This window comes from Lysobacter lycopersici, assembly GCF_007556775.1.
Taxonomy (GTDB): Bacteria; Pseudomonadota; Gammaproteobacteria; order Xanthomonadales; family Xanthomonadaceae; genus Pseudoluteimonas; species Pseudoluteimonas lycopersici.
In genome coordinates, this window is sequence record NZ_CP041742.1 from 1,325,394 (window position 1) to 1,352,127 (window position 26,734).

The 26,734-nt window shown below is 66.5% G+C and carries 27 protein-coding genes and 1 riboswitch; of the genes, 16 read left to right on the plus strand and 11 right to left on the minus strand.

Going from position 1 to position 26,734, the window contains the following annotated elements; translation table 11 throughout:
- Positions 1 to 45 precede the first annotated feature (45 nt).
- From gcvT to FNZ56_RS06720, 4 genes are read right to left on the minus strand one after another with little or no spacing between them, the layout of a single operon-like run.
- Positions 46 to 1,161, minus strand: a complete 1,116-nt coding sequence (gene gcvT, locus FNZ56_RS06705; RefSeq protein ID WP_143879094.1) for a glycine cleavage system aminomethyltransferase GcvT — start codon at positions 1,159 to 1,161, stop codon at positions 46 to 48.
- Between the two features lie 38 nt (positions 1,162 to 1,199).
- The gene (locus FNZ56_RS06710; protein ID WP_143879095.1) at positions 1,200 to 1,745 is read right to left on the minus strand and encodes a hypothetical protein; all 546 of its coding nucleotides are present in this window, start codon (positions 1,743 to 1,745) and stop codon (positions 1,200 to 1,202) included.
- Positions 1,742 to 2,173 (minus strand): NfeD family protein, encoded by a 432-nt coding sequence (locus tag FNZ56_RS06715; protein WP_143879096.1) that lies wholly within the window; start codon positions 2,171 to 2,173, stop codon positions 1,742 to 1,744. Before FNZ56_RS06715 ends, FNZ56_RS06710 begins: the two co-directional genes overlap by 4 nt.
- 3 nt (positions 2,174 to 2,176) lie before the next feature.
- Positions 2,177 to 3,097, minus strand: coding sequence for an SPFH domain-containing protein (locus FNZ56_RS06720; RefSeq protein ID WP_143879097.1), 921 nt, complete (start codon positions 3,095 to 3,097; stop codon positions 2,177 to 2,179).
- Between the two features lie 104 nt (positions 3,098 to 3,201).
- Here FNZ56_RS06720 and FNZ56_RS06725 point away from each other — a divergent pair, with 104 nt between their 5' ends.
- From FNZ56_RS06725 to FNZ56_RS06735, 3 genes are read left to right on the plus strand one after another with little or no spacing between them, the layout of a single operon-like run.
- Entirely contained in the window at positions 3,202 to 3,780 is a 579-nt protein-coding gene (locus tag FNZ56_RS06725; protein WP_143879098.1) for an RNA polymerase sigma factor, read from the plus strand.
- Positions 3,773 to 4,543: a hypothetical protein gene (locus FNZ56_RS12925; RefSeq protein WP_221933287.1), complete on the plus strand. Its 771-nt coding sequence runs from the start codon at positions 3,773 to 3,775 to the stop codon at positions 4,541 to 4,543. Before FNZ56_RS06725 ends, FNZ56_RS12925 begins: the two co-directional genes overlap by 8 nt.
- A gap of 35 nt (positions 4,544 to 4,578) precedes the next feature.
- The gene (locus FNZ56_RS06735; RefSeq protein WP_185970677.1) at positions 4,579 to 5,901 is read left to right on the plus strand and encodes a PDZ domain-containing protein; all 1,323 of its coding nucleotides are present in this window, start codon (positions 4,579 to 4,581) and stop codon (positions 5,899 to 5,901) included.
- A gap of 75 nt (positions 5,902 to 5,976) precedes the next feature.
- Here the strand turns inward: FNZ56_RS06735 and FNZ56_RS06740 are convergent, their stop codons facing one another.
- The 4 genes from FNZ56_RS06740 to FNZ56_RS06755 all read right to left on the minus strand — a co-directional run bounded on the left by FNZ56_RS06740 (position 5,977) and on the right by FNZ56_RS06755 (position 8,697).
- Positions 5,977 to 6,540, minus strand: coding sequence for a Hemin transport protein (locus tag FNZ56_RS06740; protein WP_143879101.1), 564 nt, complete (start codon positions 6,538 to 6,540; stop codon positions 5,977 to 5,979).
- 107 nt (positions 6,541 to 6,647) lie between these two features.
- Positions 6,648 to 6,893: a hemin uptake protein HemP gene (gene hemP, locus FNZ56_RS13040; RefSeq protein WP_246064525.1), complete on the minus strand. Its 246-nt coding sequence runs from the start codon at positions 6,891 to 6,893 to the stop codon at positions 6,648 to 6,650.
- 77 nt (positions 6,894 to 6,970) lie between these two features.
- The gene (locus tag FNZ56_RS06750; protein WP_143879103.1) at positions 6,971 to 7,621 is read right to left on the minus strand and encodes an OB-fold protein; all 651 of its coding nucleotides are present in this window, start codon (positions 7,619 to 7,621) and stop codon (positions 6,971 to 6,973) included.
- Between the two features lie 104 nt (positions 7,622 to 7,725).
- Positions 7,726 to 8,697, minus strand: coding sequence for a potassium channel beta subunit family protein (locus FNZ56_RS06755; RefSeq protein ID WP_143879104.1), 972 nt, complete (start codon positions 8,695 to 8,697; stop codon positions 7,726 to 7,728).
- Between the two features lie 268 nt (positions 8,698 to 8,965).
- Here FNZ56_RS06755 and FNZ56_RS06760 point away from each other — a divergent pair, with 268 nt between their 5' ends.
- The 8 genes from FNZ56_RS06760 (at position 8,966) to FNZ56_RS06795 (ending at position 18,038) form a co-directional block, all read left to right on the plus strand.
- The gene (locus tag FNZ56_RS06760) at positions 8,966 to 9,529 is read left to right on the plus strand and encodes a TMEM165/GDT1 family protein (protein WP_143879105.1); all 564 of its coding nucleotides are present in this window, start codon (positions 8,966 to 8,968) and stop codon (positions 9,527 to 9,529) included.
- A gap of 55 nt (positions 9,530 to 9,584) precedes the next feature.
- Positions 9,585 to 10,721 carry a GGDEF domain-containing protein gene (locus tag FNZ56_RS06765; protein ID WP_185970678.1) on the plus strand — a complete coding sequence of 379 codons (1,137 nt, stop codon included), beginning with the start codon at positions 9,585 to 9,587 and terminating at the stop codon, positions 10,719 to 10,721.
- A 165-nt stretch (positions 10,722 to 10,886) separates the two neighbouring features.
- A complete protein-coding gene (locus tag FNZ56_RS06770) occupies positions 10,887 to 11,792 on the plus strand; it encodes a hypothetical protein (RefSeq protein ID WP_143879107.1) in 906 nt (301 codons plus the stop codon).
- Complete coding sequence (locus FNZ56_RS06775) at positions 11,755 to 12,198, plus strand: hypothetical protein (protein WP_143879108.1); 444 nt, start codon at positions 11,755 to 11,757, stop codon at positions 12,196 to 12,198. Before FNZ56_RS06770 ends, FNZ56_RS06775 begins: the two co-directional genes overlap by 38 nt.
- Before the next feature lie 150 nt (positions 12,199 to 12,348).
- Entirely contained in the window at positions 12,349 to 13,644 is a 1,296-nt protein-coding gene (locus FNZ56_RS06780; protein WP_143879109.1) for a nucleoside permease, read from the plus strand.
- Between the two features lie 4 nt (positions 13,645 to 13,648).
- Entirely contained in the window at positions 13,649 to 14,593 is a 945-nt protein-coding gene (locus FNZ56_RS06785) for a ribokinase (protein ID WP_143879110.1), read from the plus strand.
- Between the two features lie 43 nt (positions 14,594 to 14,636).
- Positions 14,637 to 15,635 (plus strand): tRNA dihydrouridine synthase DusB, encoded by a 999-nt coding sequence (dusB, locus tag FNZ56_RS06790; RefSeq protein ID WP_143879111.1) that lies wholly within the window; start codon positions 14,637 to 14,639, stop codon positions 15,633 to 15,635.
- Between the two features lie 45 nt (positions 15,636 to 15,680).
- A complete protein-coding gene (locus tag FNZ56_RS06795) occupies positions 15,681 to 18,038 on the plus strand; it encodes a winged helix-turn-helix domain-containing protein (protein ID WP_143879112.1) in 2,358 nt (785 codons plus the stop codon).
- A gap of 69 nt (positions 18,039 to 18,107) precedes the next feature.
- Here the strand turns inward: FNZ56_RS06795 and FNZ56_RS06800 are convergent, their stop codons facing one another.
- Positions 18,108 to 19,550, minus strand: a complete 1,443-nt coding sequence (locus FNZ56_RS06800; protein WP_143879113.1) for a hypothetical protein — start codon at positions 19,548 to 19,550, stop codon at positions 18,108 to 18,110.
- Positions 19,551 to 19,963: 413 nt separating this feature from the next.
- Here FNZ56_RS06800 and FNZ56_RS06805 point away from each other — a divergent pair, with 413 nt between their 5' ends.
- A complete protein-coding gene (locus FNZ56_RS06805) occupies positions 19,964 to 20,779 on the plus strand; it encodes a class I SAM-dependent methyltransferase (protein ID WP_143879114.1) in 816 nt (271 codons plus the stop codon).
- On the opposite strand, the gene FNZ56_RS06810 is transcribed toward FNZ56_RS06805, so the two are convergent.
- The gene (locus FNZ56_RS06810; RefSeq protein WP_143879115.1) at positions 20,780 to 21,796 is read right to left on the minus strand and encodes a metal-dependent hydrolase; all 1,017 of its coding nucleotides are present in this window, start codon (positions 21,794 to 21,796) and stop codon (positions 20,780 to 20,782) included.
- A gap of 147 nt (positions 21,797 to 21,943) precedes the next feature.
- On the opposite strand from FNZ56_RS06810, the gene metK reads away from it, so the two are divergent.
- From metK to FNZ56_RS06830, 4 genes are all read left to right on the plus strand, one after another.
- Positions 21,944 to 23,161: a methionine adenosyltransferase gene (gene metK, locus FNZ56_RS06815; RefSeq protein ID WP_143879116.1), complete on the plus strand. Its 1,218-nt coding sequence runs from the start codon at positions 21,944 to 21,946 to the stop codon at positions 23,159 to 23,161.
- A 43-nt stretch (positions 23,162 to 23,204) separates the two neighbouring features.
- Positions 23,205 to 23,294, plus strand: a riboswitch (S-adenosyl-L-homocysteine riboswitch).
- Between the two features lie 40 nt (positions 23,295 to 23,334).
- Positions 23,335 to 24,792, plus strand: a complete 1,458-nt coding sequence (ahcY, locus tag FNZ56_RS06820) for an adenosylhomocysteinase (RefSeq protein ID WP_143879117.1) — start codon at positions 23,335 to 23,337, stop codon at positions 24,790 to 24,792.
- Between the two features lie 136 nt (positions 24,793 to 24,928).
- Positions 24,929 to 25,774, plus strand: coding sequence for a methylenetetrahydrofolate reductase [NAD(P)H] (metF, locus tag FNZ56_RS06825; RefSeq protein WP_143879118.1), 846 nt, complete (start codon positions 24,929 to 24,931; stop codon positions 25,772 to 25,774).
- A gap of 40 nt (positions 25,775 to 25,814) precedes the next feature.
- Entirely contained in the window at positions 25,815 to 26,402 is a 588-nt protein-coding gene (locus tag FNZ56_RS06830) for a hypothetical protein (RefSeq protein ID WP_143879119.1), read from the plus strand.
- Between the two features lie 60 nt (positions 26,403 to 26,462).
- On the opposite strand, the gene FNZ56_RS06835 is transcribed toward FNZ56_RS06830, so the two are convergent.
- Positions 26,463 to 26,723 (minus strand): hypothetical protein, encoded by a 261-nt coding sequence (locus FNZ56_RS06835; protein WP_143879120.1) that lies wholly within the window; start codon positions 26,721 to 26,723, stop codon positions 26,463 to 26,465.
- Positions 26,724 to 26,734 lie beyond the last annotated feature (11 nt).

The following is a 26,734-nucleotide window of genomic DNA, read 5'->3' on the forward strand; positions in this document are numbered from 1 at the left end:
GGCCGCCCTGTGCCGCCAAGTTTAACGAAGGCCGAAGCCTTCGCGTCAAATACCGTCCATCGGTTTGCCGTCCCTTACGAACGGGAACTTGACCACCCGCACCGGGATTTCCTTGCCGCGGATGTCCACGCGCACGTTCCCGGGCGCGCCGGCCGGCACGCGCGCGAACGCGATCGCCTTGCCCAGCGTCGGCGAGAACGTGCCGCTGAGGATCTCGCCAATCCCGTTGTCGGTGAGCACCTTCTGGCCGTGGCGCAGCACGCCCTTCTCGTCCATGACGATGCCGATCATCTGCCGCGGCGCGCCGTCGGCGTGCTGGCGTTCGAGCACGTTGCGGCCGATGAAGTCGCGCGGCTGTCCATCGGCATTCCCGTCCAGCGCGACGGTCCAGCCGAGCGCCGCTTCGTAGGGCGACACGGTTTCGTCCATGTCCTGGCCGTAGAGGTTCATGCCGGCCTCGAGGCGCAGGGTGTCGCGCGCTCCGAGCCCGGCCGGTTTCACGCCGGCGGCGAGCAGCGCGTTCCAGAACGCGACGGCCTGCGCCTCGGGCACGACCACCTCGAACCCGTCCTCGCCGGTGTAGCCGGTGCGGGCGACGAACACGACGATGCCGTCCGTCGTCCTGGCTTCGCGGGCGCTGAAGCGGACCAGCTTGGCCACCGGCGCACGGTCTTCCTCGCGCAGCAGGCCGATCACCTTGTCGCGCGCGTTCGGCCCCTGCACCGCGACCATGCCGAATTCGGGACGTTCCTTCACTTCGACATCGAAGGCCTTGGCCTGTCCGGTGATCCATGCCAGGTCCTTGTCGCGGGTCGCGGCGTTCACCACCAGCCGGAACCAGTCCTCGGACATGAAATAGACGATGAGGTCGTCGATCACCCCGCCCTGCGCATTGAGCATGGTGGTGTACAGCGCCTTGCCCGGCTTCTGCAGCTTGTCGACCGAGTTGGCGACGAGGTGGCGCAGGAACTCGCGCACGCGCGCGCCGTTCAGGTCGACCACGGTCATGTGGCTGACATCGAACATGCCGGCGTCGCGGCGCACCTGGTGGTGTTCCTCGAGTTGCGAGCCGTAGTGGATCGGCATGTCCCAGCCGCCGAAGTCCACCATCTTGGCGCCGAGCGCGCGGTGGGTGGCGTTGAGGACGGTCTGCTGGGTCATGGCGGTTTCCGCTGCGGGGAAACCGTGATTATCGCGGATCAGCCGTCGTAGCCGAAGCCTTCGTTGCGGCAACGCACGCCGGCCGGATCGATGGCCGTGAAGCGCCCGTCCCCGCCGAGCCGCCACAGGCCACTGAAGCTGGCGAACCACTCGATGTCGGGGCCGGGCACCAGCGCGGCGACAATGCGCGGATCGTCGGCACCGCCCTGCTGGCAGGTGCCGACTGCGACTTCGACCTTCGCGTCGTACAGCACGTCGGGTTCGATCGCGTCGGTGACCTGTTGCAGCGGCTTGTCGCCACCGACCGGCGATCCGTCGGGATGGTGCAGCTCGCGGGTGGCGAGCAGCGTGCGCACGTGGCTCTGCTCGTCGCGCAGGACGTGGATCGAGATCGCGCAGATCTCGTCGCCGGACGTGCCGGGGCCGACGCAGGTACCGGAGAGCTCATGCACGCCGGAGGGATATGGCGGGACGACGGTGCCAACCCACTTGTCCTCGTGCTGCAGTTCCTGCGCGCAGGCGTTGCCAAGCACGGACACGCTCGCAAACGCGGCCGCGAGCAAGATCGCGGCGCGAGCGGTCACGCCGCCTCAACCCTCAGCGTCATCCCGTCCGCACCGGTGACGCGCACCTGCGCACCAGCCGGCAACTGCGGGCCGGTCACTTCCCAGAAGGCGTCGGCGATCTGCACGCGCCCATAGCCGTCGACGATGGCGCGTTCCAGCGGCACCACCCGCCCGACCAGCGCGGCGGTGCGGCGGTTCAGCGCCGGCTGGTCGCTCGGCTTCTCGCGCTTGCGGAACCAGCGGCGGTAGACCTGGATCGAGACGAAGCTGAGCACGACGAAGATCGCCGCCTGCGCCAGCACCGGGATGCCCGAGAACAGCAACACGATGGCGAACACCACGACCGCGGCGAACCCGAGCCATAGCATGAAGGCGCCCGGCGCCATCGCCTCCGCGGCGAACAGCAGCAGCGCGATCGCCGCCCACGCGAACACGTCCCAGCGCATCGATCAGCCCCCCGCCTTCTTGCCGAGCGTCTCCTTGGTCAACTCGGCGATGCCGGCCAGCGAGCCGATCACGCCGGCCGATTCCATCGGCATCATCACGAACTTCTGGTTCGGCGCCTCGGCCAGCGACTTGAACGCCTCGATGTACTTCTGCGCGACGAAGTAGTTGATCGCCTGCACGTTGCCGGAGGAAATCGCATCCGACACCAACTGCGTCGCCTTGGCTTCGGCCTCGGCCTGGCGTTCGCGCGCCTCGGCGGCGCGGAAGGCGGCTTCGCGGTTGCCCTCGGCCTCGAGGATCACCGACTGCTTCTCGCCCTCGGCCTTGAGGATCGCAGCCTGGCGGAAACCCTCGGCTTCGAGGATGTTGGCGCGCTTCTCGCGTTCGGCCTTCATCTGCCGGGCCATGGATTCGACCAGGTCGCGCGGCGGCGCGATGTCCTTGAGTTCGATGCGGTTGACCTTGATGCCCCACGGATGGGTGGCCTGGTCGACCGCGACCAGCACCTTGGCGTTGATCTCGTCGCGCTTGGACAGCGATTCGTCCAGGTCCATGGAACCGATCGCGGTACGGATGTTGGTCATCACCAGGTTGAGGATGGCGACTTCCAGCGTGGCAACCTCGTAGGCGGCCTTGGCCGCGTCCAGCACCTGGAAGAACACGATGCCGTCGACCTTGACCACGGCGTTGTCCTTGGTGATGACGTCCTGCGACGGCACCTCCAGCACCTGCTCCATCATGTTCACCTTGCGCCCGACACCGTAGACGATCGGGAACAGGAAGTGCAGGCCCGGGGTCAGGGTCTGTGTGTACTTGCCGAAGCGCTCCACCGTCCATTCGTAGCCCTGCGGCACCATGCGCACGGTCTTGAACAGGATCACGATGCCGGCGAACACCAGCACCAGCGCGAGTATCGAACCCATGGAACGCCCTCCCCTGAGAATGACCCGAGTATAGGCGTGGCCCTCGGCGGACGATATTGCAACGCCTGCGACGCTTTCGCCCCCTACCGCATCCGGATAGAGGAATGCCCGCCGCCTCGAGCTTCGCCATCGACGTCCCCGACCGCCTGCTGCGCCGCGCGCGCGAGGGCGAACGGGCGGCGCTGGAACAGTTGTGCCGCTGGTTCGAACGGCCGGTGTTCACCCTCGCGTTGCGCCTGACCGGCGACCGCGACGAGGCCCAGGACGTGCTGCAGGAGACGATGTTGAAGGCGATCGCCAAGCTCGGCGAATTCCGCGGCGACGCCCCGTTCTGGGGCTGGCTGCGGCAGATCGCGGTGAACGAAGCGCTGATGCAGTTGCGCCGGCGCCGGCGGCTGGACGAAAGCCTCGACGACGATGGTTTCGAACCCGTCGACGCATCGCCACCGCCTTCCGCCGCGGCCGATGCCGCCGCGTTGTGGCGCGCGCTGGAAAAGCTGCCGGCGGCGACCCGCGCGGTGCTGTGGCTGTACCACGCCGAAGGCCATACCCACGAGGAAATCGCGGGGCTGATGCAGCGTACGCCGAGTTTCTCCAAGTCCCAGCTCGCGCGCGGCGGACGCCGCTTGCGCGCCTTGCTGGAACCGCAATCAGAACATGCAACGGAGGTGCAGCATGCGTGAACCGCACGCACGCGACCACGAACCGCGCGACTGGAGCGAAGCCTTCGCCGCGCTGCCACCGGAAACGCCGCCGGCCGATGCGATGGCGCGCGTGTTCGCGCAATTTCCGGCATCGACGCCGGCACGACCTGGCCGGCAGTGGTGGGTCGCCGTGGCGGCGGTGCTGGCGCTGGCGGCAGTGGTTCCGATAGCGATGAATGTTGTTCGTCACCCCGGCGCAAGCCGGGGCCCAGCGTCTTTGGCTGTTTCTCCACAGCCGACGACGGCTGTCCCTTCACGGAAATCGACTCCGGTTGTTCCTTCTCCAGCACGTACTGAAGTCGCATCGGATCAAAAAACACTGGGTCCCGGCTTGCGCCGGGATGACGAGCAAAAGCATTCGACGCCGGTTCGCATCGCGAAAGCGGACACGCCGCATCGCAAACCGCATCGCACGCGCAAGCCTTCGCCGGCGAGCGAACCGGCCGACAAGCTGATGGAACCGCTGTACGCCGAATCCGCGCGGCTGGAGGCACTGCTCGCACTGGCCCGCGATGACCGCGTCGCGTCGGCGACGGCGGTGGCGCTGGGCAGCAATTTCGAAGCGCGGCTGTCCGGTATCGACGCCGCGCTGGCGCAGCCTTCGCTCGACGCGCAACGCCGGCTTTCGCTGTGGCGCGACCGCGTGTCCGCGTTGCGCGCCTACGCCAGTTTCGAAAGCACCCAGCGCGCGCTGGCCGCCAGCGGCGAACGCTACGACGCGATGCTCGTGAGCATCGATTGATTCCTCCCATCCGCGAGAACGCCATGAAACGAACCGTGAAACGCCTTGCCCTCGCCTGCGCCGCCGGCCTCGCCCTGGCCGGCGTCGCCGCCGCGCAATCCGATGCACCGACGCCGGCGCAGCAGAAGGAACTCGACGCCGCGCGCGCCGACCTCGACCGCGCCGCGAAACATTTCGCCGAACTGACGCGCAAATACAACGCACCCGGCGCGGCGCCGATGATCATGACTTACGAGAAACAGATGGTGCGCAAGCCCGTGCTCGGCGTGCTACTCGCGCCCGATCCACAGGCCGGCGTGCGCATTGCCGGTGTCACGCCCGCAAGCGGAGCCGCGGAGGCGGGGCTGAAAAGCGGCGATCGCCTGGTGTCGTTGGATGGACTCGCGGTCATCGGCGCCGACGACGGAGCGCGCCTCGCCGACGTGCGCAAGAAGCTGGCGAAACTCGACACCAAGACGCCGGTGCGCGTCGGTTACGTGCGCGATGGTCGCGAAACGACGGTATCCGTAACGCCGCATGTTGCCGACCGTCTATTCGTATTGAACGACTCGGGCGAACCAGCAGTTTTCTCGGGCAACGTGACCATCCAGGAAGGCGCCGACGGCGACTTCGCAGGGGCTACTGCAGATCGCCTCGAAGTCGACATGCCGCCCGGCATCGCCCCGGAAATCCACCGCGAAGTGATCCGCCTCGGCGATGGCGAAGCCCCGTTGGCACTCGGCGATTCGCGCTTGTTGAAGGGCGCGATGTTCGTTCCCGACTGCAAGGGCAAGACGCCGTGTGCGCAGCCGATGCTGCTGATGGACGCGTTCCGCTGGAACGGCCTCAACCTCGCCTCGCTGGATTCCAGCCTCGGGAAATATTTCGGCACGGACAAGGGCGTGCTGGTGCTGAGCGCGGGCTCGCAATTGCCCGGGCTGCAGGCCGGCGACGTCATCCGCAGCATCGACGGCAAGCCGGTCTCGACCCCGCGCGAGGCGATGGACGCGTTGCGTTCGCACCAGGCCGGCGACAAGGCTTCGCTGGCGCTGCTGCGCGACCATCGCGACACCAGCGCACAGGTCACGGTACCGAAGGCGATGCCGTTGCCGATTCCGCCGGCACCACCCGCGCCTCCTGCACCGCCTGCGCCGCCCGGCGTCGGTGCGATACCCGCGCCGCCGGCCGCGCCCGACGCGCCGCGCGTGGTCGAACGCCACCACGTCGTGGTGGTCGACGACAACGGCAAGACCATGGAATGGGACGACGATGGCAACGTTCCGCCGCCGCCCGCTCCGCCCGCGCCCCCGGCGGCGGATCTTCCGGCACCGCCGGCACCTCCCGCACCACCCGCGCCGCCGCCTCCGCCCGAAGGCTGACGGCCGGGCTTCGCCACGAAAAACGCCCCGCACCGCGGGGCGTTTTCGTTTCGATGCATCGTCCCGGCGCGGCGATCAGCAACCGGGCGGAATCGGTCGTGGGTGCGCTTCGCCCAGCGCATCGTCGATGACGCCTTCGTCGCGGGCGATGCGCCGTGCGACGGCGAGGCCGAGCTCCGACAGCGTCGGCACGCTCGCGGCCAGCGCGATGCCGGACGCGAAGGACGACAACGCGTGCAGGCGCAACGCGTTCGCTCGCCAGTGGCCGCCGTTCAAGCGGTTGGCGAGGCGCGACAGCAGGCGTTCGGCGATGCCCGCATGGCCGCGCTCCGGCCGCAGCGGGAGCCGCGACGACAATTCTTCCCAGGCGAGGAAATCGCTGTCGGGCAGCAGGTACAGGCGCCAGCAGCAATGGCCGTCGCGGTCGAGGAAGGAAATCGATTCGCGCAAACCATCGCTGTCGCAATCGCAGGCGACCTCGGCGCGCACGGCCGGCGACCAACCCGCGAGCGGATGGCCGAAGCGCGCGCGCGACAGGCACAGCACCGCGCCGAGTGCGGCCAGTTGCCGCGGTTCCGGCAGGGCCGGCGCCGGTGCGGTCGTCGGCGATCCGGCGATGGACAACGCATTCGGACGCATGCGGTGCTCGACGAAGGAATGTCGGCGGCTTGCGTCCGGCGATGCCGGGGCTGGCGGGCCTGGAGAGAGAGGTGAAGCCGTCGCCGCGCGAGCGCGGACGGCGGGGATTACTTGGTGAGGATCAGTTTGTCGTTGCGCGTATGTCGCAGGCGGTAGCACTCGTCGCCGTGGCGGATCACGACTTCGCGTTGCCCATCGAGCAGGCGCGCGCTGTCGATTTCGACGGTCTGCGGCGCGTGGCGCGCAGGCGCCCGTGTGGAGATGGCGGACACGGGAAGTAGTTCGGCCGGGACGGCGTGGGCGTGCATCGATCGCGAGCTCCAATGGACGCGATTGATGATAATGATTCTCATTTGCTTGTCAACACGCCATTCGATCCCCTCCGAGAGAGGGTGGGCGGGTGGCTGACCATCCCGCCCACCGAGGTGACTCAGCGCAGCGAGCAGTGATCGACAACCGGTGAACCGATGACCTCGCCTGCCCCGGTGCAGTTCAGCGTGATGGATTGCCCCTTGGCCAGCTGGGCGGCCACATCCTTGGGAAGGCCATGAGCCGCGACAGTCTGGAACTCATCAACAGAAAGTTGAACGCTCGGCTCATCCATGACATCGGAGTCAATGCTTTCAATGACCCCGGAAATCTCCAGCGGTTTGCCTTTGTACTGCCCATCGGCAGCGATTTCGTTCGCTTGGTACGCGTTGAACAAGTCCCGTGCCGACAGTTTGATCGCATCCACCGGTGGCTGCGCCGTCGCGCTGTCGGACGACACGGCGGTCGTCGAACTGGCTGAAGTATGTGCAGCGCTGGAAACCGCGCCCGCCAGCACGGCGATACCGATGAAGTAGATGATCGGCGACACCACCAGGGACGCCAGCAGCGGGATCAGCCCCTTGCTGGTGAAGCCGCGGGCCATGACCACGATTGCCAGGATGAAGGCGACCAGATTGAGCGGCCAGCCAACGAACAAGCCAGCGCCCGGAATAGGAACGAGGAAAAGCACCCACGCAACGATCAGGCACACCCATGTCGCCTTGATCGGCGCGGACTTGTGCGGCTGTGTCGCTTCGGTTGTTGCATTCATTGGACATCTCCCCCTGGGTTTTGCGCCTGTCCGACCGAGGCGCGTTCGGTCGATGAAATCTAGGCCATTTACCTTGTCAACACACTACCGTCCGGCCGAGCCGCTCACGCCGTCGCCGCCTCGATCTGGCGCCAGATGTCGGGGTCGAAGCGCGAGACCAGCTGCGGCGCGACCAGGTTCTGCTGCAACTGTTCGACCCGGCTCGCGCCGAGGATCACCGTGGATACGTCCTGGTTGCGCAGGCACCAGGCGATCGCCAGCGGCGCCGGATCCACGCCGAGTTCGCGCGCGATCGACACGAAGCGCCGCGCGCGTTCCAGACGGCGCGCGCCCTCGTCGCCCTGCAGGTTGCGCTGCAGCCAGGTGTAGCCCTCCCGGGCCATGCGCGAATCGGCGGGAACGCCGGCCGAATACTTGCCGGTGAGCAGGCCCGAGGCGAGCGGCGACCAGGTGGTGGTGCCCATGCCGTATTGGCGGTACAGCGGCGTGTATTCGCGTTCGACCCGTTCGCGGTGCAACAGGTTGTATTGCGGCTGTTCCATCGTCGGCGGCTGCAGTCCGTGCGCGCGGGCGATGGCGTGCGCATCGAGGATCGCGTCCGCGGGCCATTCCGACGTGCCCCAGTACAGCACCTTGCCCTGGCGGATCAGCGCGTCCATCGCGAACACGGTTTCGGCGATGGGCGCGTCCGGGTCCGGGCGGTGGCAGAAGTAGAGGTCGAGGTAATCGACGCGCAGGCGCTTGAGCGCCGCGTGGCAGGCGTCGTGCACGTGCTTGCGCGACAGGCCTTTCTGCGTGGGCCGCGGTTTGTCGACCGCTCCGAAGAACACCTTGCTCGATACGCAATAGCCGTCGCGCGGCAGGCGCAGGTCGGCGATGACGTCGCCCATCACCCGCTCGGCCTCGCCGTTGGCATAGGTTTCGGCGTTGTCGAAGAAATTGATGCCGGCGTCCCAGGCCGCGGCGATCAGTTCGCGCGCTTCGCCACGACCGACACTGCCGCCGAACGTGACCCATGCGCCGAACGACAGTTCCGACAAGTGCAGGCCGGAGGAACCGAGACGACGGTATTGCATGGCGCGCTCCACTCGGGGGAGCCCGCATTGTAGGCATCGCGCCGGGCCGGGTTAGAATGCGCGCCCTTCCTCCGGGGAGTAGCCCGCCGCGGACGCAGTGTCCACGGCCCGCGCGTCAACACACTTGGCCCTGCCGTCGACCGGCATTCCGCCATGGCGCGCGACACCGCATCGCGGTGGGGCAAGACCGAAGGCAGCCGCGTGCACCCGGGCCGGGCGCGACGCGGTTGTCCTTCGCGTCCGCGACGCCCGGCCCCGGAGTTCGACCATGTTGCAAGCCCTGTTCGTATCCGCAGGCACCGTCGCGCTCGCCGAGATCGGCGACAAGACGCAATTGCTGGCGTTGCTGCTCGCCGCGCGTTTCCGCCGTCCGTGGCCGATCGTCGCCGGCATCCTCGTCGCCACCCTGCTCAACCATGCGCTCGCCGGCTGGCTCGGCACGCTGGTCGCGCACTGGCTGACACCTACAGTGCTGCGTTGGGTGGTCGCGGTGAGTTTCATCGCCATCGCGCTGTGGACGCTCAAGCCGGACAAACTCGAAGAAGACGCGCCCTTGCCCGGCGGCAACGTCTTCGCCGCGACGGTGGTGGCGTTCTTCCTCGCCGAGATCGGCGACAAGACCCAGGTCGCGACCGTGCTGCTGGCCACGCGCTTCGATGCGCTGTGGCAGGTGGTGGCGGGAACCACCCTCGGCATGCTGCTGGCGAACGTGCCGGTGGTCGCCTTCGGCAGCCGCTTCGCGCAACGCCTGCCGCTGCGCGCGGCGCGCATGGTCGCGGCGCTGGTGTTCCTCGTGCTCGGCCTGTGGGCGGCGGTGTTCGGCATCGGCTGAGTCGTCCGCCGCCGCGTGGCCGGCTATGCTGGCCGCGGGCGACACGGGGCGGGCGATGGGACTGCGCGGCACGTTCCTCTGGCTGAAGGACCTCGTCGGGGCGCTGCTCGCGCGCCCGGACGAACTGATGCTCGAACTCGGCGCCGGCGGCGAACTGCTGGTAGCGCGATTGCGCGCGCTGCTGTCCGTGACCGCGTTGTTGCTGCCCATCGCCAGCGCCATGAGCGGCGGCAGCACCAGCGAGACCATCGTCGGGCTCGGCGCGGTGGTGTTCATCAACATCTGCGCGCAAATCTGGCTGGCGCTGGCCAACCGCCCGCGCACCTATCCGTGGCTGCCGTACGCGACCACCACCTACGATGTCACCACCACCACCGGCGTGCTCGCGCTGCTCGCGCTGGGCGACCCGGTTTCGGGGGTGAACAGCCTCATCGTCTGGTGCTTCTACCTGATCTCGATCGCGATGACCGCGCTGCGCAACGACGGCCGCCTGACCCTGTACGCCGGCGCGCTGGCCATCGTCGAATACGGCCTGCTGGCGTGGGCGATCCTCGCCAGCCATCCGCAGCCGCTATCCTCGCCCGACTACGGCATCGCTTCGGCCGGCAGCCAGGTCGAGCGCCTGGTGCTGCTCGGCATGATGACCATGCTGACCAGCGTGATCGTGTACCGCATGCAGCGGCTGGTGGAACTGTCGGGCAACGACGGGCTCACCGGCCTGCCCAATCGCAGCTGGTTGCTGCAGCGCATGCCGCGCATCTTCGACAAGGTGCGGGACGGCGGCGGTTCGCTAACGCTTGCGCTGATCGACCTCGACCATTTCAAGCGCGTCAACGACGACATCGGCCACCTCGCCGCCAACCGCACGTTGCGCCAGGTCGCGGCGCTGATGTCGGACGCGCTCGGGCCCGGCGAACGACTCGTGCGCATCGGCGGGCAGGAATTCGTGGCGCTGCTGCATTGCCCGATCGGCAGCGCGTGGGAACGCATCGACCGCCTGCGCCGGGCGATGTCGGAACAGGTGTTCCTCGGCGAACGCGGCACGCCCGGTCCGCGCCTGACCTTCAGCGCCGGTATCGCGACCTGGCCGCAGGACGGCAACAACCTTTCGCTGTTGTTGCGCAGCGCCGACCGCCGCCTGCAGGTGGGCAAGCGCGACGGCCGCAACCGGGTCATCGCGCGCGACGTATGAGCCGCGGAGCGGACTTGCAGGTGGTTTGACCGGTACGACAAACCGCGCGCGATACGGCTTATCGCCGCGAAATTTGGGTTCATTAGGCGTCAGGGCGCATGCTCGCCTCAATCGCAATTTGTGAGATAGAGTTGATCTAGGCTGAACTTCCTACAGGGGGAACAAATGCAAGCCACCTACTATCAGTACTACTTCACGAAAGGAAACGGACAGAAAAAGTACTGGGTGGATTTGCGGCCGTTCCTTCAGAAGTACTGCTCATGGAAGACCCCTGTATTCAAATCCAAATTTGAACACGCGGGAGAACGCCTCTACCTCATTCACACCGTTGGTGATCAGTACTTGTTCTTGCACACGCTAGACAACGAAATTATCAAGAAGATCGACTCAAAAAATCTGACGCTTGGCGATCTGAAAACTTACCTCGCCGGAGATTCTGCAGGCTTCGCCTCTTATCTGAATTTCAGAGAAGATTTTTTCGGAATCGCTTGCAAAGTCCTTTCGCCACGTGGCGCGACATTTTCAAACTACATAAATCAAGTTATTGAAGCCCTCAAGCTTCCTTACAAGTTCCATGCCGTCGCACTCACTCACCAGATGCAGCGTAAAGACATCTCAAAGCTAAGCCGTGTCGGAAAAATTACTGTCGAACTACAAAGAGACAACCAACTTCACGAAGATTTGGTTGAATTCATAAGCGGAAAGACCGGACAGAATTATGCAGAGGTCGGGCCTATTGAGATAACGATCAGGCCCGAGAAGAGACTCGGCAATATCAAAGCAATATTGCAAGGCGTCTCTTCACAGATCGGACAGAAAGGCGTGACAGATTTTGAAGCTCGCGCAGTCACCGCTGTCGCAGACAAAGTCATAGATGTCTATCTCGTCGGAGAGGGAGCGGTTCGCCACCCAATCAGCGGCGACACTGATGCAAAGATCCAAAGAGACTTCGACAAACAAATGAGTAAGAACGCGCTTCTTCAAGAGAAGCTCACGGAAATGAGGTCAAATGCCAATGTACAGAAAACTACGTTTGCTGACCTTGATAATCCTACTAAGCCACGGACTTAGCTATTGGATTACTTTCCTTGTTCCTGACGGCATTGCAGAAACAATCAACGCCGTCCCTGGACGTATTGAATCACTAGCCGCTCTGCTTGCCAGCTTTGCTTTTACCATGCTCGGCTTCCTGGCCGCCGTTCTTGCTTTGTTCGGAATCATGTCAGGATCGTCGCTTCTCGCCAGATATAAGAAGCATGGGCACTTAGCAACGCTGCTGCTGGTGATCGGCATAACAATGGTAGAGCTTGTTCTAACATTCGCATTTTCTATTTCGCTGTACTTTCAACCACTCACGGACAGCTACGCTAGGTTCTTGGCTTGGCTCATCACGACGAATTTTGTGATGCTTCTGTTGAGCACGTTGCCGGTAGTCATGCTTGTCAAAGGAACGCTCGACAGCATCAAGAGTGAGTAGCGTTGCGCCCTAACAATTCATCTAGGCCAAATCCGCCCAACAAGCCGACTTAAAACAGTCCGGGAGCCCGCCGGCAGTTGCCCACGCCGCCACCGGTGCCCTACCCTGCCGCATCGGCGCGCCCGCGCCACCGCAAACGGGGAGCGGAACGTGAATCTGAAACTGCGCCTGACGGTGATGAATTTCCTCCAGTTCTTCGTCTGGGGGGCATGGCTGCTCACCATCGGCGCCTGGTGGTTCCAGAACCGCCACTGGTCGGGCACCGGCTTCGGCGCGATCTTCTCGACCATGGGCTTCGCCTCGCTGTTCATGCCGGCGCTGATGGGCATCGTCGCCGACAAGTGGATCAACGCCGAACGCCTGTACGGCCTGTTGCACATCGGCGGCGCGATCATGCTGTTCCTGATCCCGCGCGTGGACGATCCCTCGACCATGTTCCCGGTCATGTTCGTCACCATGTGCTTCTACATGCCGACCATCGCGCTGGCGATCACCGTGTCGTACAACGCGCTGAAGAACGAAGGCATGGACGTGGTCGGCACCTATCCGCCGATCCGCGTCTGGGGCACGGTCGGCTTCATCGCCGCGACCTGGACGACCAGCCTCTCGGGCCTGGAAACCTCGTCCGGGCAGTTCTACGTCGCCTCCGCCGCATCGCTGGCGCTGGGACTGTACGCGTTCACCCTGCCGCCCTGCCGCCCGAAGCTGGACGCCGCGCACAGCGGCAGCCTCGCCGACCGCCTCGGCCTGACTTCGTTCACGCTGTTCCGGAACCGCAACATGGCGGTGTTCTTCATCTTCGCCATGCTGCTGGGCGCGGCATTGCAACTGACCAACGCCTACGGCGACACCTTCCTGCACGATTTCGCCAAGGTCGACGAATACAAGGGCCTGTTCGCGGTGCGCTACCCGGCGATGATCATCTCGATCTCGCAGATCTCGGAAACCTTGTTCATCCTCACCATCCCCTTCTTCCTGAAGCGCTTCGGGATCAAGGCGGTGATGACGATGAGCATGCTGGCGTGGTTCCTGCGCTTCGGGCTGTTCGCCTACGGCGATCCGGGCCCGGGACTGTGGATGATCGTGCTGTCGTGCATCGTCTACGGCGCGGCCTTCGATTTCTTCAACATCTCCGGCTCGCTGTTCGTCGAAGGCCAGAGCGACCCGAAGATCCGCGCCAGCGCGCAGGGCCTGTTCATGCTCATGACCAACGGCGTCGGCGCGGTGCTGGGCAGCCTCATCGCGGGCTTCGTGATCGATCATTTCTTCACCGATCCGACCTGCAACGACATGACCGCGATCTGCAAGGACTGGCACGGCATCTGGACCGCGTTCGCGGCGTACGCGCTGGCGATGGCGATACTGTTCGTGCCGCTGTTCAGGCACAAACACGATCCGCGCAAGCTGGTCGCGGCACATGGCGCGGGCGATGTCGGCAATCCCTGACGGCATGAACGTCGCCGTCGTCGGTTCGTTCAACGTCGACCACGTCTGGCGCGTGGCGTCGCTGCCGCAACCGGGCGCGACGCTCAGCGGCGAATACGCCAGCGGCCCCGGCGGCAAGGGCTTCAACCAGGCGATGGCCGCGCGCCGCGCCGGCGCGAAGACCGCGTTCGTGTGCGCGCTCGGCGAGGACCTCGGCGCGCAGCTGGCGCGGGCGCTGTGCGTAGGCGACGACATCGACCTGCGCGATTTCGCCTGCGACAGCAGCACCGGCACCGCGGGCATCTACGTCGATGCGAACGGCCGCAACTCAATCGTTGTAGCGCCCGGCGCGAACGCGCGGCTCGATGTCGAATTCGTCGAATCGGCCTTGTCCGCGCTGGCCGCGCCATCGGTGGTGCTCGCGCAACTGGAATCGCCACCGGAAGCGATCGCCGCGGCGTTGCGCTTCGGCCGCGAACGCGGCGCAATGACGATTTTGAATCCCGCGCCAGCGAACGTCGCGGTGCCGGGTTCGCTGCTGGCGCTGGCCGACGTGCTGACGCCGAACGAAACCGAATTCGCCGCGCTGCTCGGGCGGCACGTGGGCGAGCGCATCGACGCGGATGCCGTCAGCGGCATCGACCAGGGCCGGCTGCACGCGTTGTGCCGCGACCTCGGCCACGACGCCACGGTGGTCGTGACGCTCGGCGCCAGCGGCTGCTTCGTCTCGCATCCGGAGGCGAACCTGCGCGGCGACGAGAGCGCGTGTTACCGCATCGCCGCGGATGCGGCGCGCGTGGCCGATACCACCGGCGCGGGCGACGCCTTCAACGGCGCGCTGGCCGCATCGCTGGCGTTGCGACCGGACGCGGCCTTCGCCGAACACCTGCGATTCGCCACGAAGTACGCCGGGCTGTCCACCGAACACGAAGGCGCCGCGCTGGCGATGCCGCATTTGGCGGTCGGATAGGGCCTGCGCGGTGGCGGGCCAAGGCCCGCCCTACAATATCCGCGTGCAGATCGGCCCCTACGTCATCGAACCCAAGGTCATCCTCGCGCCCATGGCCGGCGTGACGGACAAGCCTTTCCGCCTGCTGTGCAAGCGGCTGGGCGCGGGGCTGGCGGTGTCGGAGATGACGACCAGCGATCCGCGTTTCTGGAACACCGCGAAATCCCTGCACCGCATGGACCACGCCGGCGAACCCGATCCGGTCAGCGTGCAGATCGCAGGCACCGTTCCCGACATCATGGCCGAGGCCGCGCGTCATAACGTCGAGCATGGCGCGCAGCTGATCGACATCAACCTCGGCTGCCCGGCGAAGAAAGTCTGCAACGCCTGGGCCGGTTCGGCATTGATGCGCAACCCGGCGTTGGTCGCGCGCATCCTCGCGGCGGTGGTGAAGGCCGTCGACGTGCCGGTGACGCTGAAGATCCGCACCGGCTGGAACGCTGAGAACAGGAACGCGCCGGAGATCGCCCGCATCGCCGAAGATGCCGGCATCGCTGCGCTCGCCGTGCACGGCCGTACCCGCGACCAGCAATACACCGGCGTCGCCGAGTACGACACCATCGCCGCGATCAAGGCCATGCTGCGCATTCCGGTGATCGCCAACGGCGACGTCGATTCGCCGCAGAAAGCGAAGCGAGTCCTCGACGCGACCGGCTGCGATGCGGTGATGGTCGGCCGCGCGGCGCAGGGCCGGCCGTGGATCTTCCGCGAAATCGCGCACTTCCTCGCCACCGGCGAAATCTTGCCGGAACCGTCGCTCGTCGAAATCCGCGACATCCTGCTCGCGCACCTCGAACACCTGCACGCGTTCTACGGCGAAAGCTCCGGGGTGCGCATCGCGCGCAAGCACCTGGGCTGGTACGCGAAGGATCGGCCGGAGAACCATGCGTTCCGCGCGGTCGTGAACCAGGCGCAGGACGCCGCGACGCAGGTGCGGCTGACGCGGGATTATTTCGATGCGCTGGCCGCGGGCGTCGCGCCGGGATTGCCGGCCGCGGCGTGAACCGCGCCAAGCGCGCTTAGCGGCATTCGCGCTAGTCTTCGGCCCATGGGGCGCAACGTCTACCGTTTCGGCGACTACACACTGGATCCCGCGTCGCGCGAATTGCGCCACCGGGGAGAGCACGTCGCGCTGCCGCCGAAGTCGTTCGACTGCCTCGTCTACCTGATCGAGAACCGCGAACGCGCGATCGGCCGCGACGAACTGATCTCCGCGGTCTGGGGCCGCGTCGACGCCAGCGACGCGGTGGTGTCGCAGACCTTGCTGCGCGCGCGCCGCGCCATCGGCGACACCGGCACGGAACAATCCGCGGTGCGCACGGTGACGCGCTTCGGCTACCAATGGGTCGCGCCCGTGGAAAGCCTGCCGCAGGAAGTCGAAGCGGATGCACGGGATCCGGGTGTGCAGGAGGCCGCCGTCGACGACGGCGACGATCCCGCAACGCCGGCAGCGAGCGAAGGCGTCGAACGCCCCGCCGATGCCTCCGATGCGCGTTCCGACCAACCCGTCTCCACCAAGCCGCGCGCGCGCCGTTGGCGATGGGGCATCGCGGCGATCGCGATCGCGTCGATCATCGTCGCGTTGCTGGCTGTCGGCCTGTGGCGGCATTCACGCAAGCCGCCGCCATCCACGGGCGTCGCCGACCTCGCCGTGGTGCTGCCGGTCGTGGTCGAATCCGGTGGCGCCGAACACGCATGGATCCGGCTCGGTGCGATGGATTACATCGCCAGCCTGTTGCGGCGCAACGGCCGGCTGACCGTACTGCCCAGCGAACGCACCCTGGTCCTGGTCGATGCGGAACACGCGATCGCCCCGGAAGCGATCGACCATCTGCATGCGGTCACCCGTGCGCGCTGGGTGTTGCAACCGGTCGCGAGCACGGTGCCGCAAGGCTGGAAAGTACGCATCCGCGTTTCCGCTCCCGGCGACAGCTACGACATCGAGGCCCGTGGCGGCACGCCGCTGGAAGCGGCGGCGGCGGCCACCGGGTCGCTGCTGCACCGGCTCGGGCACGACGGCCCGGCCGCACCCGCGCCAACCGCGCTGACCCAACGCCTGCAACAGGTGGATGCCGAACTCCTCGCCGGGCAGACGGACGCCGCCCGCAACCTGATCGATGCGGCTCCCGCGCGACAACGCGCGGATCCGCAATTGCAGGTGCGCGAGGGTCAACTCGAATTCCGCCTCGGTCGCCTCGGTGCCGCGCAAATCCTGTTCGACCGCATCGTGGATGCGGCGACGACGTTGCCGGTGGAAGTGCGCAGCCAGGCGCTGATGGGCCTGGGCGCGGTCGCGCTGCGCAGGCAGGACAATGCCGCTTCCGAACGACGCTACGACGAAGCGGTGCAGGCACTGGAAGCCCATGCCGATGCGGCGCCCGATCCGGCGCTGGTCGGCAACGCCTACAACGGCCGCGGTGTTGCCCGGGTCGAGCTGGGGCGCATCGACGATGGCATCGCCGACCTGGGGCGCGCGCGCATCGCCATGCAGCGCTCCGGCGACGAAGTCGAAGCCGCTTCGGTGGGCGGCAACATCGGCACCTTGAAGGCGCGCAATGGCGACGCCGCGCAGGCGATACAGGAATTCGACCTGGCCATCGCCACCTTCGAACGCTTCGACGTCCGCGACAGCCTGGTGGTGATGCTGCTGGCGAAATCCGATGCCGAACTGCAGTTGCTGCAACCGACCGCGGCGCTTGGCGACAGCCAACGCGCGATGGAATTGGGCAGCAAGCTGGAAAACCCGCAGCTGCGCGCGTTCATGGCCGCGACCCGCACCGGGGCATTGCTCGGCAACGGACGCCTGCAGGATGCAGAGGGCTTGCTGCGACAAGGCCAGGACGCATCGCCCGCGCTGCGCCTGCAGTTGCTGCTCGAACGCGGACGTTTGCAGGATGCGCACAAGCTCGCGCAGGACCTGCTGCTGCAGGATGCCGCGGTCAACGATCCCGGCACGCTGTTGCTGGCCGTGCAGGCGGCCATCGACGGCAAGGATCCCGCGCTGGCGCGGCAATGGCTGCAGTCGCGCGCCGGCAACGGCGATGGCGGGAACCACGATGCAATCGACCTGGCCGGCGCACTGCTCGCGGCCGCCACCGGCGACCAGGTGACTGCTGCGCGTAGCTTCGATGCCGCGGCGAAGGCGGCTGCGCGAACGCCCGCGCCGGCCGACGATGCACGTGCCGGTTCCGCATGGGTGGCCTACTTGGTCGGGCGCGGCGAGCTGGATCGCGCCAGCGGCGTGATGGGCAGCCTCACGCCTTACGTCGACCGCGACTATCGCGTCGCGCGCGCCTCGCTGGCGCTGTATCGGGCGCTCGGCGACCGCGCGCTGCAGGCGGAAGCCGAAACCCGCGTGCGCCGGCTCGCGGGCGAGCGGAATCCGGATTCGCCAGTGGTGTACTAACCCTCGCGTTCGCGCAAAAAAACGCGCCCCCGTTTCCGGGGGCGCGCGCGGACAGCCGAACCGGCGGGATCAGTTGCCGGGACTGCCGACGCCACCGAAGGCACCCACCTTCTGCATCATCAGGTCGGCTTCGCCGCTGATGCCCAGGGGGTTGTTTTCCCAGACGAACACCGCTCCGCCCACGCGGGTCGGCGCGGCAGCTACGCGTGTGACCCATCCGTCGAAGCGCTTGTATTGCACGATCGGGCGGCGCCAGGCAGGCTGTCCGTCGCTCTTGATCGCCGCCGCCTGCAGGGGCTCATTGTCGAGCGTGGCCGAATCGGTCGCCCACTGCGCGATGAAGCCGTTGCGCGCCGGCATGGCGATCAGCGAGGAATACGCATTGATGTCGATCGGCACCAGCACCTCTCCGGTTTCGCCCCAGGCCCGGTTGCCATCCATGTCCACGCGCTGGGCATAAACGCCGCTATAATCGGCCGATACGGTGCCCATCTCGCGCCAGAGCGCGTAGATGTCGCCGGTCTTGCCGTCGTAGCTGCAGTCCACCTGCTTGCGGTACTGGCTGGCGTCGGTCGACAAGGCCACGCCGTTGTGCGCGTACCGCTCCGAACCGTCGGCGAGTACATGCTGGGCGCGGATGTCGGAACCGGACGCACCGAAGCCGTATTGCCAACAGAACACCGCGCCGCCGGCGCCGTCCTCGACGAATTCGGGGAAGTAGCCCTGCGGGATGTTGCCGGTCGTGGTGGAATCCCACAGCTTGACGTAGCTCGGCGACCACAGCGGCTGGCCGGCGGCATCGTATTTCTGCGCCCACAGCTGGTTGCCGGTGCTGCGACCCTGGATCACGAAACTGGCGATCACGCCGTCGCCCGAACCCTGCAGGTCGGCCGGGAAGGCGAAAGCGCCGGTGGGCGCGGTGATGTTCACCCCTGCGCCCCACATGGCCTGGCCGTTGGCATCGAGCTTCTGCAGCACTTCCTTGCCGCTGTTGTCGAGCCAGGCGACGACCGTGCCGCCATCGCCGGTAGCGGCCACGTCGGCGGTCTGCACGTCGCTGGTCGCGGCGCTGACGATCACGCCCGAACCCCAAGCCTGGGTGCCATCGGGCGCGATCTTCGCCGCCGCGAGCTGGAGGATGCCGTTCGCATCGCGGAAGCGATAGGCGAGCACGGCATTGCCGTTCGCATCGCGGTCGAGGTCGTAATGGGTCTCGTAGCTCAGGTCGCGATCCGCGACCAGGATGCCGCCAGCGGCCCAGAGTGCGTTGCCGTTGCGGTCGTAGCGCTGCAGGCGCACGTCGAAGCCGTTCCCGAAGCCTGCGCCGCCATCCAGCCATGCGACGTAATAGCCGCCATCGGGCAGCGTCGCGATTTCGGGCAGGACCTGGTCGCCCGGCGCCGCGGAAACCACCACGGCCGAGGTGCCGTTGGTCGGCCATGCCGCCAGTGCGGCCAGCGGCGCGGCCGCGATGGTAGCGATGAGTGCGAGTGCGAGGGGACGAACCTTCATTGCGTTTCTCCGTCTGGATGGGCGTGTCCGGAACGTAGCCCGGACACCGATTGGTTGTTGCGCCGCATCACGCGACGCGTTGCGTGGCACACGAATCCGAATTCCACGTACCGCCCCGTTGCGGCCCGCACTCCCGGAATGGCAATGGCGGCGACCTCGCCACCATCGGATCCCGCCTTCCCGGCGTCCTGCTTCCAGCTTCCTGCGGCCAGTGTCAGCGCGGCGCAACGATGCCGCTTCACAGAACCCTGCCAATACCCGCGCGTATGCCGGCCCGGCGATGACAGATCCCTGACAGTGGGATCACAAACCCTTGTTCCGGCGCGGTTTTCCGGAAATGCGCGCGGCCCGGGCGGTTTCGCCGTCCGCCCCGGAGCGAGGACAATGTGCGGCCCCGTCCCCGGCCCGCCGCCATGTCCTCGCAGCCCTACCTCCACGGTTTCTCGCGCAGCGAACAGGAACGCCTCGTGCGCCAGGCGCGCATGGCCGAATCCACCGTGTTCCACGACATCGACCTGTCCGGCGCGAAGCGCCTGCTCGAAGTCGGCAGCGGCGTCGGTGCGCAGACCGAGATCCTGCTGCGGCGCTTCCCGGACCTGCACGCGACTTGCGTCGACCTCAACCAGGCGCAACTTGAGGCCGCGCGCGAGAACCTCGGTGCGCGCCCGTGGCTCGACGGGCGCTACGAACTGCGCCACGCCGACGCCACCGACCTGCCGTTCGAGGCGCGCAATTTCGACGCCGCGTTCCTGTGCTGGATCCTCGAACACGTGCCCTCGCCGACGCGGGTGCTCAACGAAGTACGGCGCGTGCTCGCGCCCGGCTCGCCGGTGTACATCACCGAGGTGATGAATTCCTCGTTCCTGCTCGATCCGTATTCGCCGCACACCTGGCGCTACTGGATGGCGTTCAACGATTTCCAGCTCGAAAGCGGCGGCGATCCCTTCGTCGGCGCCAAGCTCGGCAACCTGCTGCTGGCCGGCGGTTTCCGCGACGTGACGACGCAGGTCAAGACCTTCCACTTCGACAACCGCGAGCCGGCCAGGCGCAAGGCCATCGTCGAATACTGGGAGGAATTGCTGCTCTCGGCCGCGGACCAGCTGATCGACGCGGGCAAGGTCACGCGCGAGGTCGTCGACGGCATGCGCCGCGAGATGCAGCAGGTGCGCAACGATCCGAACGCGGTGTTCTTCTACGCCTTCGTGCAGGCGCGCGCGATCGCGTTCTGATCAGATGCCCGCGGGCGGCTGGCGCCAGATCCGGTTCCACAGGTCGCCCCAGCCGCGCCGCATCTTCCATTCGAACTTCGGTTGCCGCGGCGGATCGAGCGCGACCCAGCGTCCGTTGTCATCGCGCGCCACGGCGAAGTTGAAGCTGTAATCCGGCTCGCTGCCCATGCGCAGGTCGCTGAGCACCAGCACGCCGTCGCGCACCGTGGCCTTGGCGAAACCGTGATCGAACCACAGGATGCGTTCGACCGTCGGCAGGCCGCGTACGGCATCGAGCGCGGCGATATCGGAGCGATGCGCATGGAAGCGCATCGGTCCGCGGTCCGCCACCAGCGAGCGTTCGCCTTCGACGAAACCCTCCGGCGTCATCGCCACCACCCGCCAGCGCAGCGTCGTCAGCGGCGCCGGCACCGAGAACCGCGGCGCATCGGCGAGGCCGATCGAAGCCAGCGCGCGGTCGGCTTCGCGTTCGACCATGGATTTCGCCAGCAGCGACCAGCCGACATAGCCGACGCCGAGCACGATGCCGGCGACCAGCGCGCGTTGCGCCAGCGGTTTCTCGCGCGCGAACCAGGCGACCGCGAAGGCGACGAACCACGGCAGGGTGAACAGCGGATCGACGATGAACAGGCTCGACCACATGATCGGCCGCATCGGCAGCGGCCACAGCAGCTGCGTGCCGTAGACGGTGAAGCTGTCCAGCAGCGGATGCGCCATCAGGCAGGCGAAGATCGCCCACCACCAGCGCACCGGCGACTGCGCGACGCGCCCGCCGCGACGCTTGAAGAACCACCAGATCGCCCATGCCACGAACGGCAGCACCAGCCACGAATGCGTCGCGCTGCGGTGCCAGGTCATGCGCACGACCGGGTCGTCGAAGAGCGCGAGCGGGAAGACGTCGAGGTCGGGCAGCGTGTTCAGCGCCATGCCCGCGAGCAGTGCGGCGCGGCGGTGTTGCTTCGGGGCGATGGCCGCGGCGATGGCGCCGCCGAAGAACAGGTGGGTGATGGAATCCATGCGCCGATGCTAGCCGCTGGCACCGGCCACCCGTCCGGCCGAAACCCAACCGGCGCACAATGGCCGTCCCGGTACCGTGCAAAGCCGGGTCCGGGCCTGTATCATGCCCGGCCATCCTTTCATCCGCATTAAGGGATATAAGCTCCGATGACCAGCTCCAGCTACCTGTTCACCTCCGAATCGGTCTCCGAGGGCCATCCGGACAAGATGGCCGACCAGATTTCCGACGCGGTGCTGGACGCGATCCTCGCCCAGGATCCGAAGGCGCGCGTGGCCTGCGAAACGCTGGTGAAGACCGGCGCCGCCATCGTCGCCGGCGAAATCACCACCACGGCGTGGGTGGACATCGAATCGCTGGCGCGCGGCGTCATCAACGACATCGGCTACGACAATTCCAACGTCGGCTTCGATGGCCATACCTGCGCGATCGTCAACATGATCGGCAAGCAGTCCCCCGACATCAACCAGGGCGTCGACAGGACGAAGCCCGAGGAACAGGGCGCCGGCGACCAGGGCCTGATGTTCGGCTACGCCTGCAACGAAGCGCCGGAATACATGCCGGCCGCGATCTACTACTCGCACCGCCTGGTCGAACAGCAGGCCAAGGTGCGCAAGTCCGGCAAGCTGAAGTGGTTGCGCCCGGACGCCAAGAGCCAGGTCACGCTGCGCTACCAGGACGGCAAGATCGTCGGCCTCGATGCCGTCGTGCTTTCGACCCAGCACGATCCTGGCATGAAGCAGAAGGACATCGTCGACGGGGTGATGAAGCACATCCTCGAGCCGGTGCTGCCGAAGGCGTGGCTGAAGGCGCTGCCGAAGAACAAGATCCACATCAACCCGACCGGCAACTTCGTGATCGGCGGCCCGGTGGGCGACGCCGGCCTGACCGGCCGCAAGATCATCGTCGATACCTACGGCGGCATGGCCCGCCACGGCGGCGGCGCGTTCTCGGGCAAGGATCCGTCCAAGGTCGATCGTTCCGCCGCCTACGCCGCGCGCTACGTCGCCAAGAACATCGTCGCCGCCGGCCTGGCCGACAAGTGCGAGGTGCAGGTGAGCTACGCCATCGGCGTGGCCGAACCGACTTCGATTTCGGTGACGACCTTCGGCACCGGCAAGATCGGCGACGACAAGATCGAGAAGCTGATCCGCGAACACTTCGACCTGCGCCCGTACGGCATCACCAAGATGCTGGACCTGCTGCACCCGATCTACCGCCTGACCGCGGCCTACGGCCATTTCGGCCGCAAGCCCTTCCAGGTGACCTACACCGACGCCAAGGGCAAGAAGCGCACCGCCACCGCGTTCTCGTGGGAAAAGACCGACAAGGCCGACGCGCTGCGCAAGGCCGCGAAGCTGAAGTAAGCGACACGAAATCGGGCGCGCGGCGCAATGCCGCGCGTCCAGCTCCATCGAGGGGCGCTGCACTCGCGCAACCGGATCCCCGGGCGCGATCAGGCTCGATGGAAGCGAAACGATGCAACGGCGCCCGTGACTGCGAATCGCAGGAAACGCGATTCCGACAACGGAGCAACAACATGAACGCGCAAGTGAAGACCTTTTCGACCGAAGGCGACTACAAGGTCGCCGACATCCAGCTGGCCGACTGGGGCCGCAAGGAACTCGACATCGCCGAGCACGAGATGCCGGGCCTGATGTCGATCCGCAAGAAGCACGCCGCGACCACGCCGCTCCAGGGCGTGCGCGTCACCGGCTCGCTGCACATGACCATCCAGACCGCGGTGCTGATCGAGACGCTGAAGGACATCGGCGCCGACGTGCGCTGGGCCTCGTGCAACATCTTCAGCACGCAGGACCATGCCGCCGCCGCAATCGCCGCCGCCGGCACGCCGGTGTTCGCGTGGAAGGGCGAATCGCTGGAGGAATACTGGGACTGCACCCTGTCCGCGCTGTCCTTCCCCGACGGCAAGGGCGGCTTCCTCGGCCCGCAGCTGGTCGTGGACGACGGCGGCGACGTCACCCTGCTGATCCACAAGGGCTACGAGCTCGAAAACGGTTCCGACTGGGTGAACACCGCCTCCGGCAACCATGAAGAGCAGGTGATCAAGGACCTGCTCAAGCGCGTGGCGAAGGAGCGTCCGGGTTACTGGCACAAGGTCGTCGCCGACTGGAAGGGCGTGTCCGAGGAAACCACCACCGGCGTGCATCGCCTGTACCAGCTCGCCGAAGCCGGCAAGCTGCTGATCCCCGCGATCAACGTCAACGATTCGGTGACCAAGTCGAAGTTCGACAACCTCTACGGCTGCCGCGAATCGCTGGCCGACGGCCTCAAGCGCGCGATGGACGTGATGCTCGCCGGCAAGGTCGCGGTCGTATGCGGCTACGGCGACGTCGGCAAGGGTTCGGCGCATTCGCTGCGCGCCTACGGCGCACGCGTCGTGGTCACCGAGATCGACCCGATCAACGCCCTGCAGGCGGCGATGGAAGGCTTCGAGGTCAACACCGTCGAATCGACCCTGGGCCGCGGCGACATCTACGTGACGACGACCGGCAACAAGGACGTGCTCACGCTCGAGCACATGTCGAAGATGAAGGACCAGGCCATCGTCTGCAACATCGGCCACTTCGACAACGAGATCCAGGTCGATGCGCTGAACGCCTCGGGCGCGACCCGGCTCAACATCAAGCCGCAGGTGGACAAGTACACGTTCAAGCACGCTGATGGAACGCCGGGCAACTCGATCTTCCTGCTCGCCGAAGGCCGCCTCGTCAACCTCGGCTGCGCCACCGGCCACCCGAGCTTCGTGATGTCGAACTCGTTCTCGAACCAGACCCTCGCCCAGATCGACCTGTGGGCGAACAAGGACGCGTACGAGCCGAAGGTCTACATCCTGCCGAAGAAGCTCGACGAGGAAGTTGCGCGCCTGCACCTGGACAAGATCGGCGTGAAGCTGACCACGCTCACCCAGGACCAGGCCGATTACCTCGGCGTGGCAGTGGAAGGCCCGTACAAGCCGGATCATTACCGCTATTGATTCTGCTCGTCATTCCGGCGCAAGCCGGAACCCAGCTTTTGTCGTTTCCCTCCAGGCAACGACAAGAGCAAAGGCTGGGCCCCGGCTTGCGCCGGGGTGACGACATCAGGGATCACGGCATCGAACGGAGTTCCGCATGGCAGCACGCGTCCCGATTTCCTTCGAGTTCTACCCGCCCAAGACCGATGAGCAGCGCGAGCAGCTCGACCGCACGGTCGAGAAGCTGAAAGCGCATGCGCCGCAGTTCATGTCGGTCACCTTCGGCGCCGGCGGTTCGACGCTGAGCCACACGCCGGAAACCGTGCAGCGCCTGCGCAGCGAGCATCGCGTCGCCGGCGTGCCGCACATCACCTGCGTCGGCGGCAACCGCGAGGAAATCCGCGCCCTGCTCAAGCTCTACCGCGCACTGGGCTGCGACCGCGTGGTCGCGCTGCGCGGCGACACGCCTTCGGGCATGGTCCGCAGCGGCGACCTGCGCTACGCCAGCGAGCTGGTGGAACTGATCCGCGCCGAACACGGCCGCCATTTCCACATCGAAGTCGCGGCCTATCCGGAAACGCACCCGCAGGCCGGCGATGCGCTGGTCGACCTGCGCAACTTCAAGGCCAAGGTCGACGCCGGCGCGGATGGCGCGATCACGCAATACTTCTACAACACCGACGCCTATTTCCGCTTCGTCGACGATGCGCGCGCGCTGGGCATCGAGGTGCCGATCGTGCCGGGCATCATGCCGATCTCGAACTTCAGCCAGCTGCGGCGATTCTCCGAAGCCTGCGGCGCGGAAATCCCGCGCTGGATCGGCCAGCGCATGCGCGCCTACGGCGACGACGCGGACGCGATCCGCGAATTCGCCTCGGACTTCATCGCGCGCATGTGCGAACGCCTGGTCGCGGGCGGCGCGCCGGGCCTGCACTTCTACACGTTGAACCTGGCCAGGCCGACGCTGGCGGTGTTGCGCCGCCTCGGCACGGACCCGGCCTGACGGACTTCCGCCCCCGCGTGGCAAGGGCTAGGCTGGCGCGATGCGTTCCCCCCGCCCCGCGTTCCTGACCGGCCTGCTATTGCCCGCCTGCGCTGTGGCGTTGTCGACCGCGATCCCGGCGACGAGAGCGCATGCCGAAGTGCATCGCTGCACTGCGCCGAACGGCGAAAGCATTTACACCGACAAATCCTGCAGCGCCATCGGCGCCATCGACCGCCGGCCTCAGTCGGTGGCGGGACTGGCGGGCGCATCGCGGTTGTACCGCAGCAGTTGTTCGCGCACGCTGCAGGACCTGGTCTATGAACTGACGTCGGCGATCGACAACCGCGACGTCAACCGCCTCGCCGGCGTGTACGACTGGAACGGCATGTCGAGTTCCAGCGCCTTCAGGGTGATGGACCGGCTCGATGCGATCGCGCAGCGGCCGCTGGTCGACGTGTTGCCGGTGATGCCGCGTGTGCCCGACGAGGACGGCACGCTTGTGGATGGCGAGTACTACCCGCAGGACGCGGTGCGCCGCGCGCCGGTCGGGTTGCGGCTGGAGCAGACCATCGGTACATCCGCCGCGCCATCGCGCACCGTGCTCGGCCTGCGCAAATACATGGATTGCTGGTGGGTGCGACTCTAGATGCTATCGCCAGAATCAAGCCATCCCCGCCAACGAAGCGGAATCGGTTTGAACGAATAGTCAGGCAAGAGGTTCTATGTCTGAAGGGAAAGCGGAGGCTTTGTCCCAATCCGATTCTGGGAAATCGTGCGGTACGTTTCTGCGGTACCAAGCGCGGTTCAGATGGGCGAAGACGTGTCCGAGATCAATGCGCAGCTCCTCTTCCCCGTATTCCGGGTTTTCGATGATTTCTTTCAGCAAGGTTCCAAGATGTTCTTGCGCGTCCGATAACTCGTAGAGCAGAAACGACCAGCCCATTGGATGTTCTTGGCGATTGATCATGTTTCTGCTGC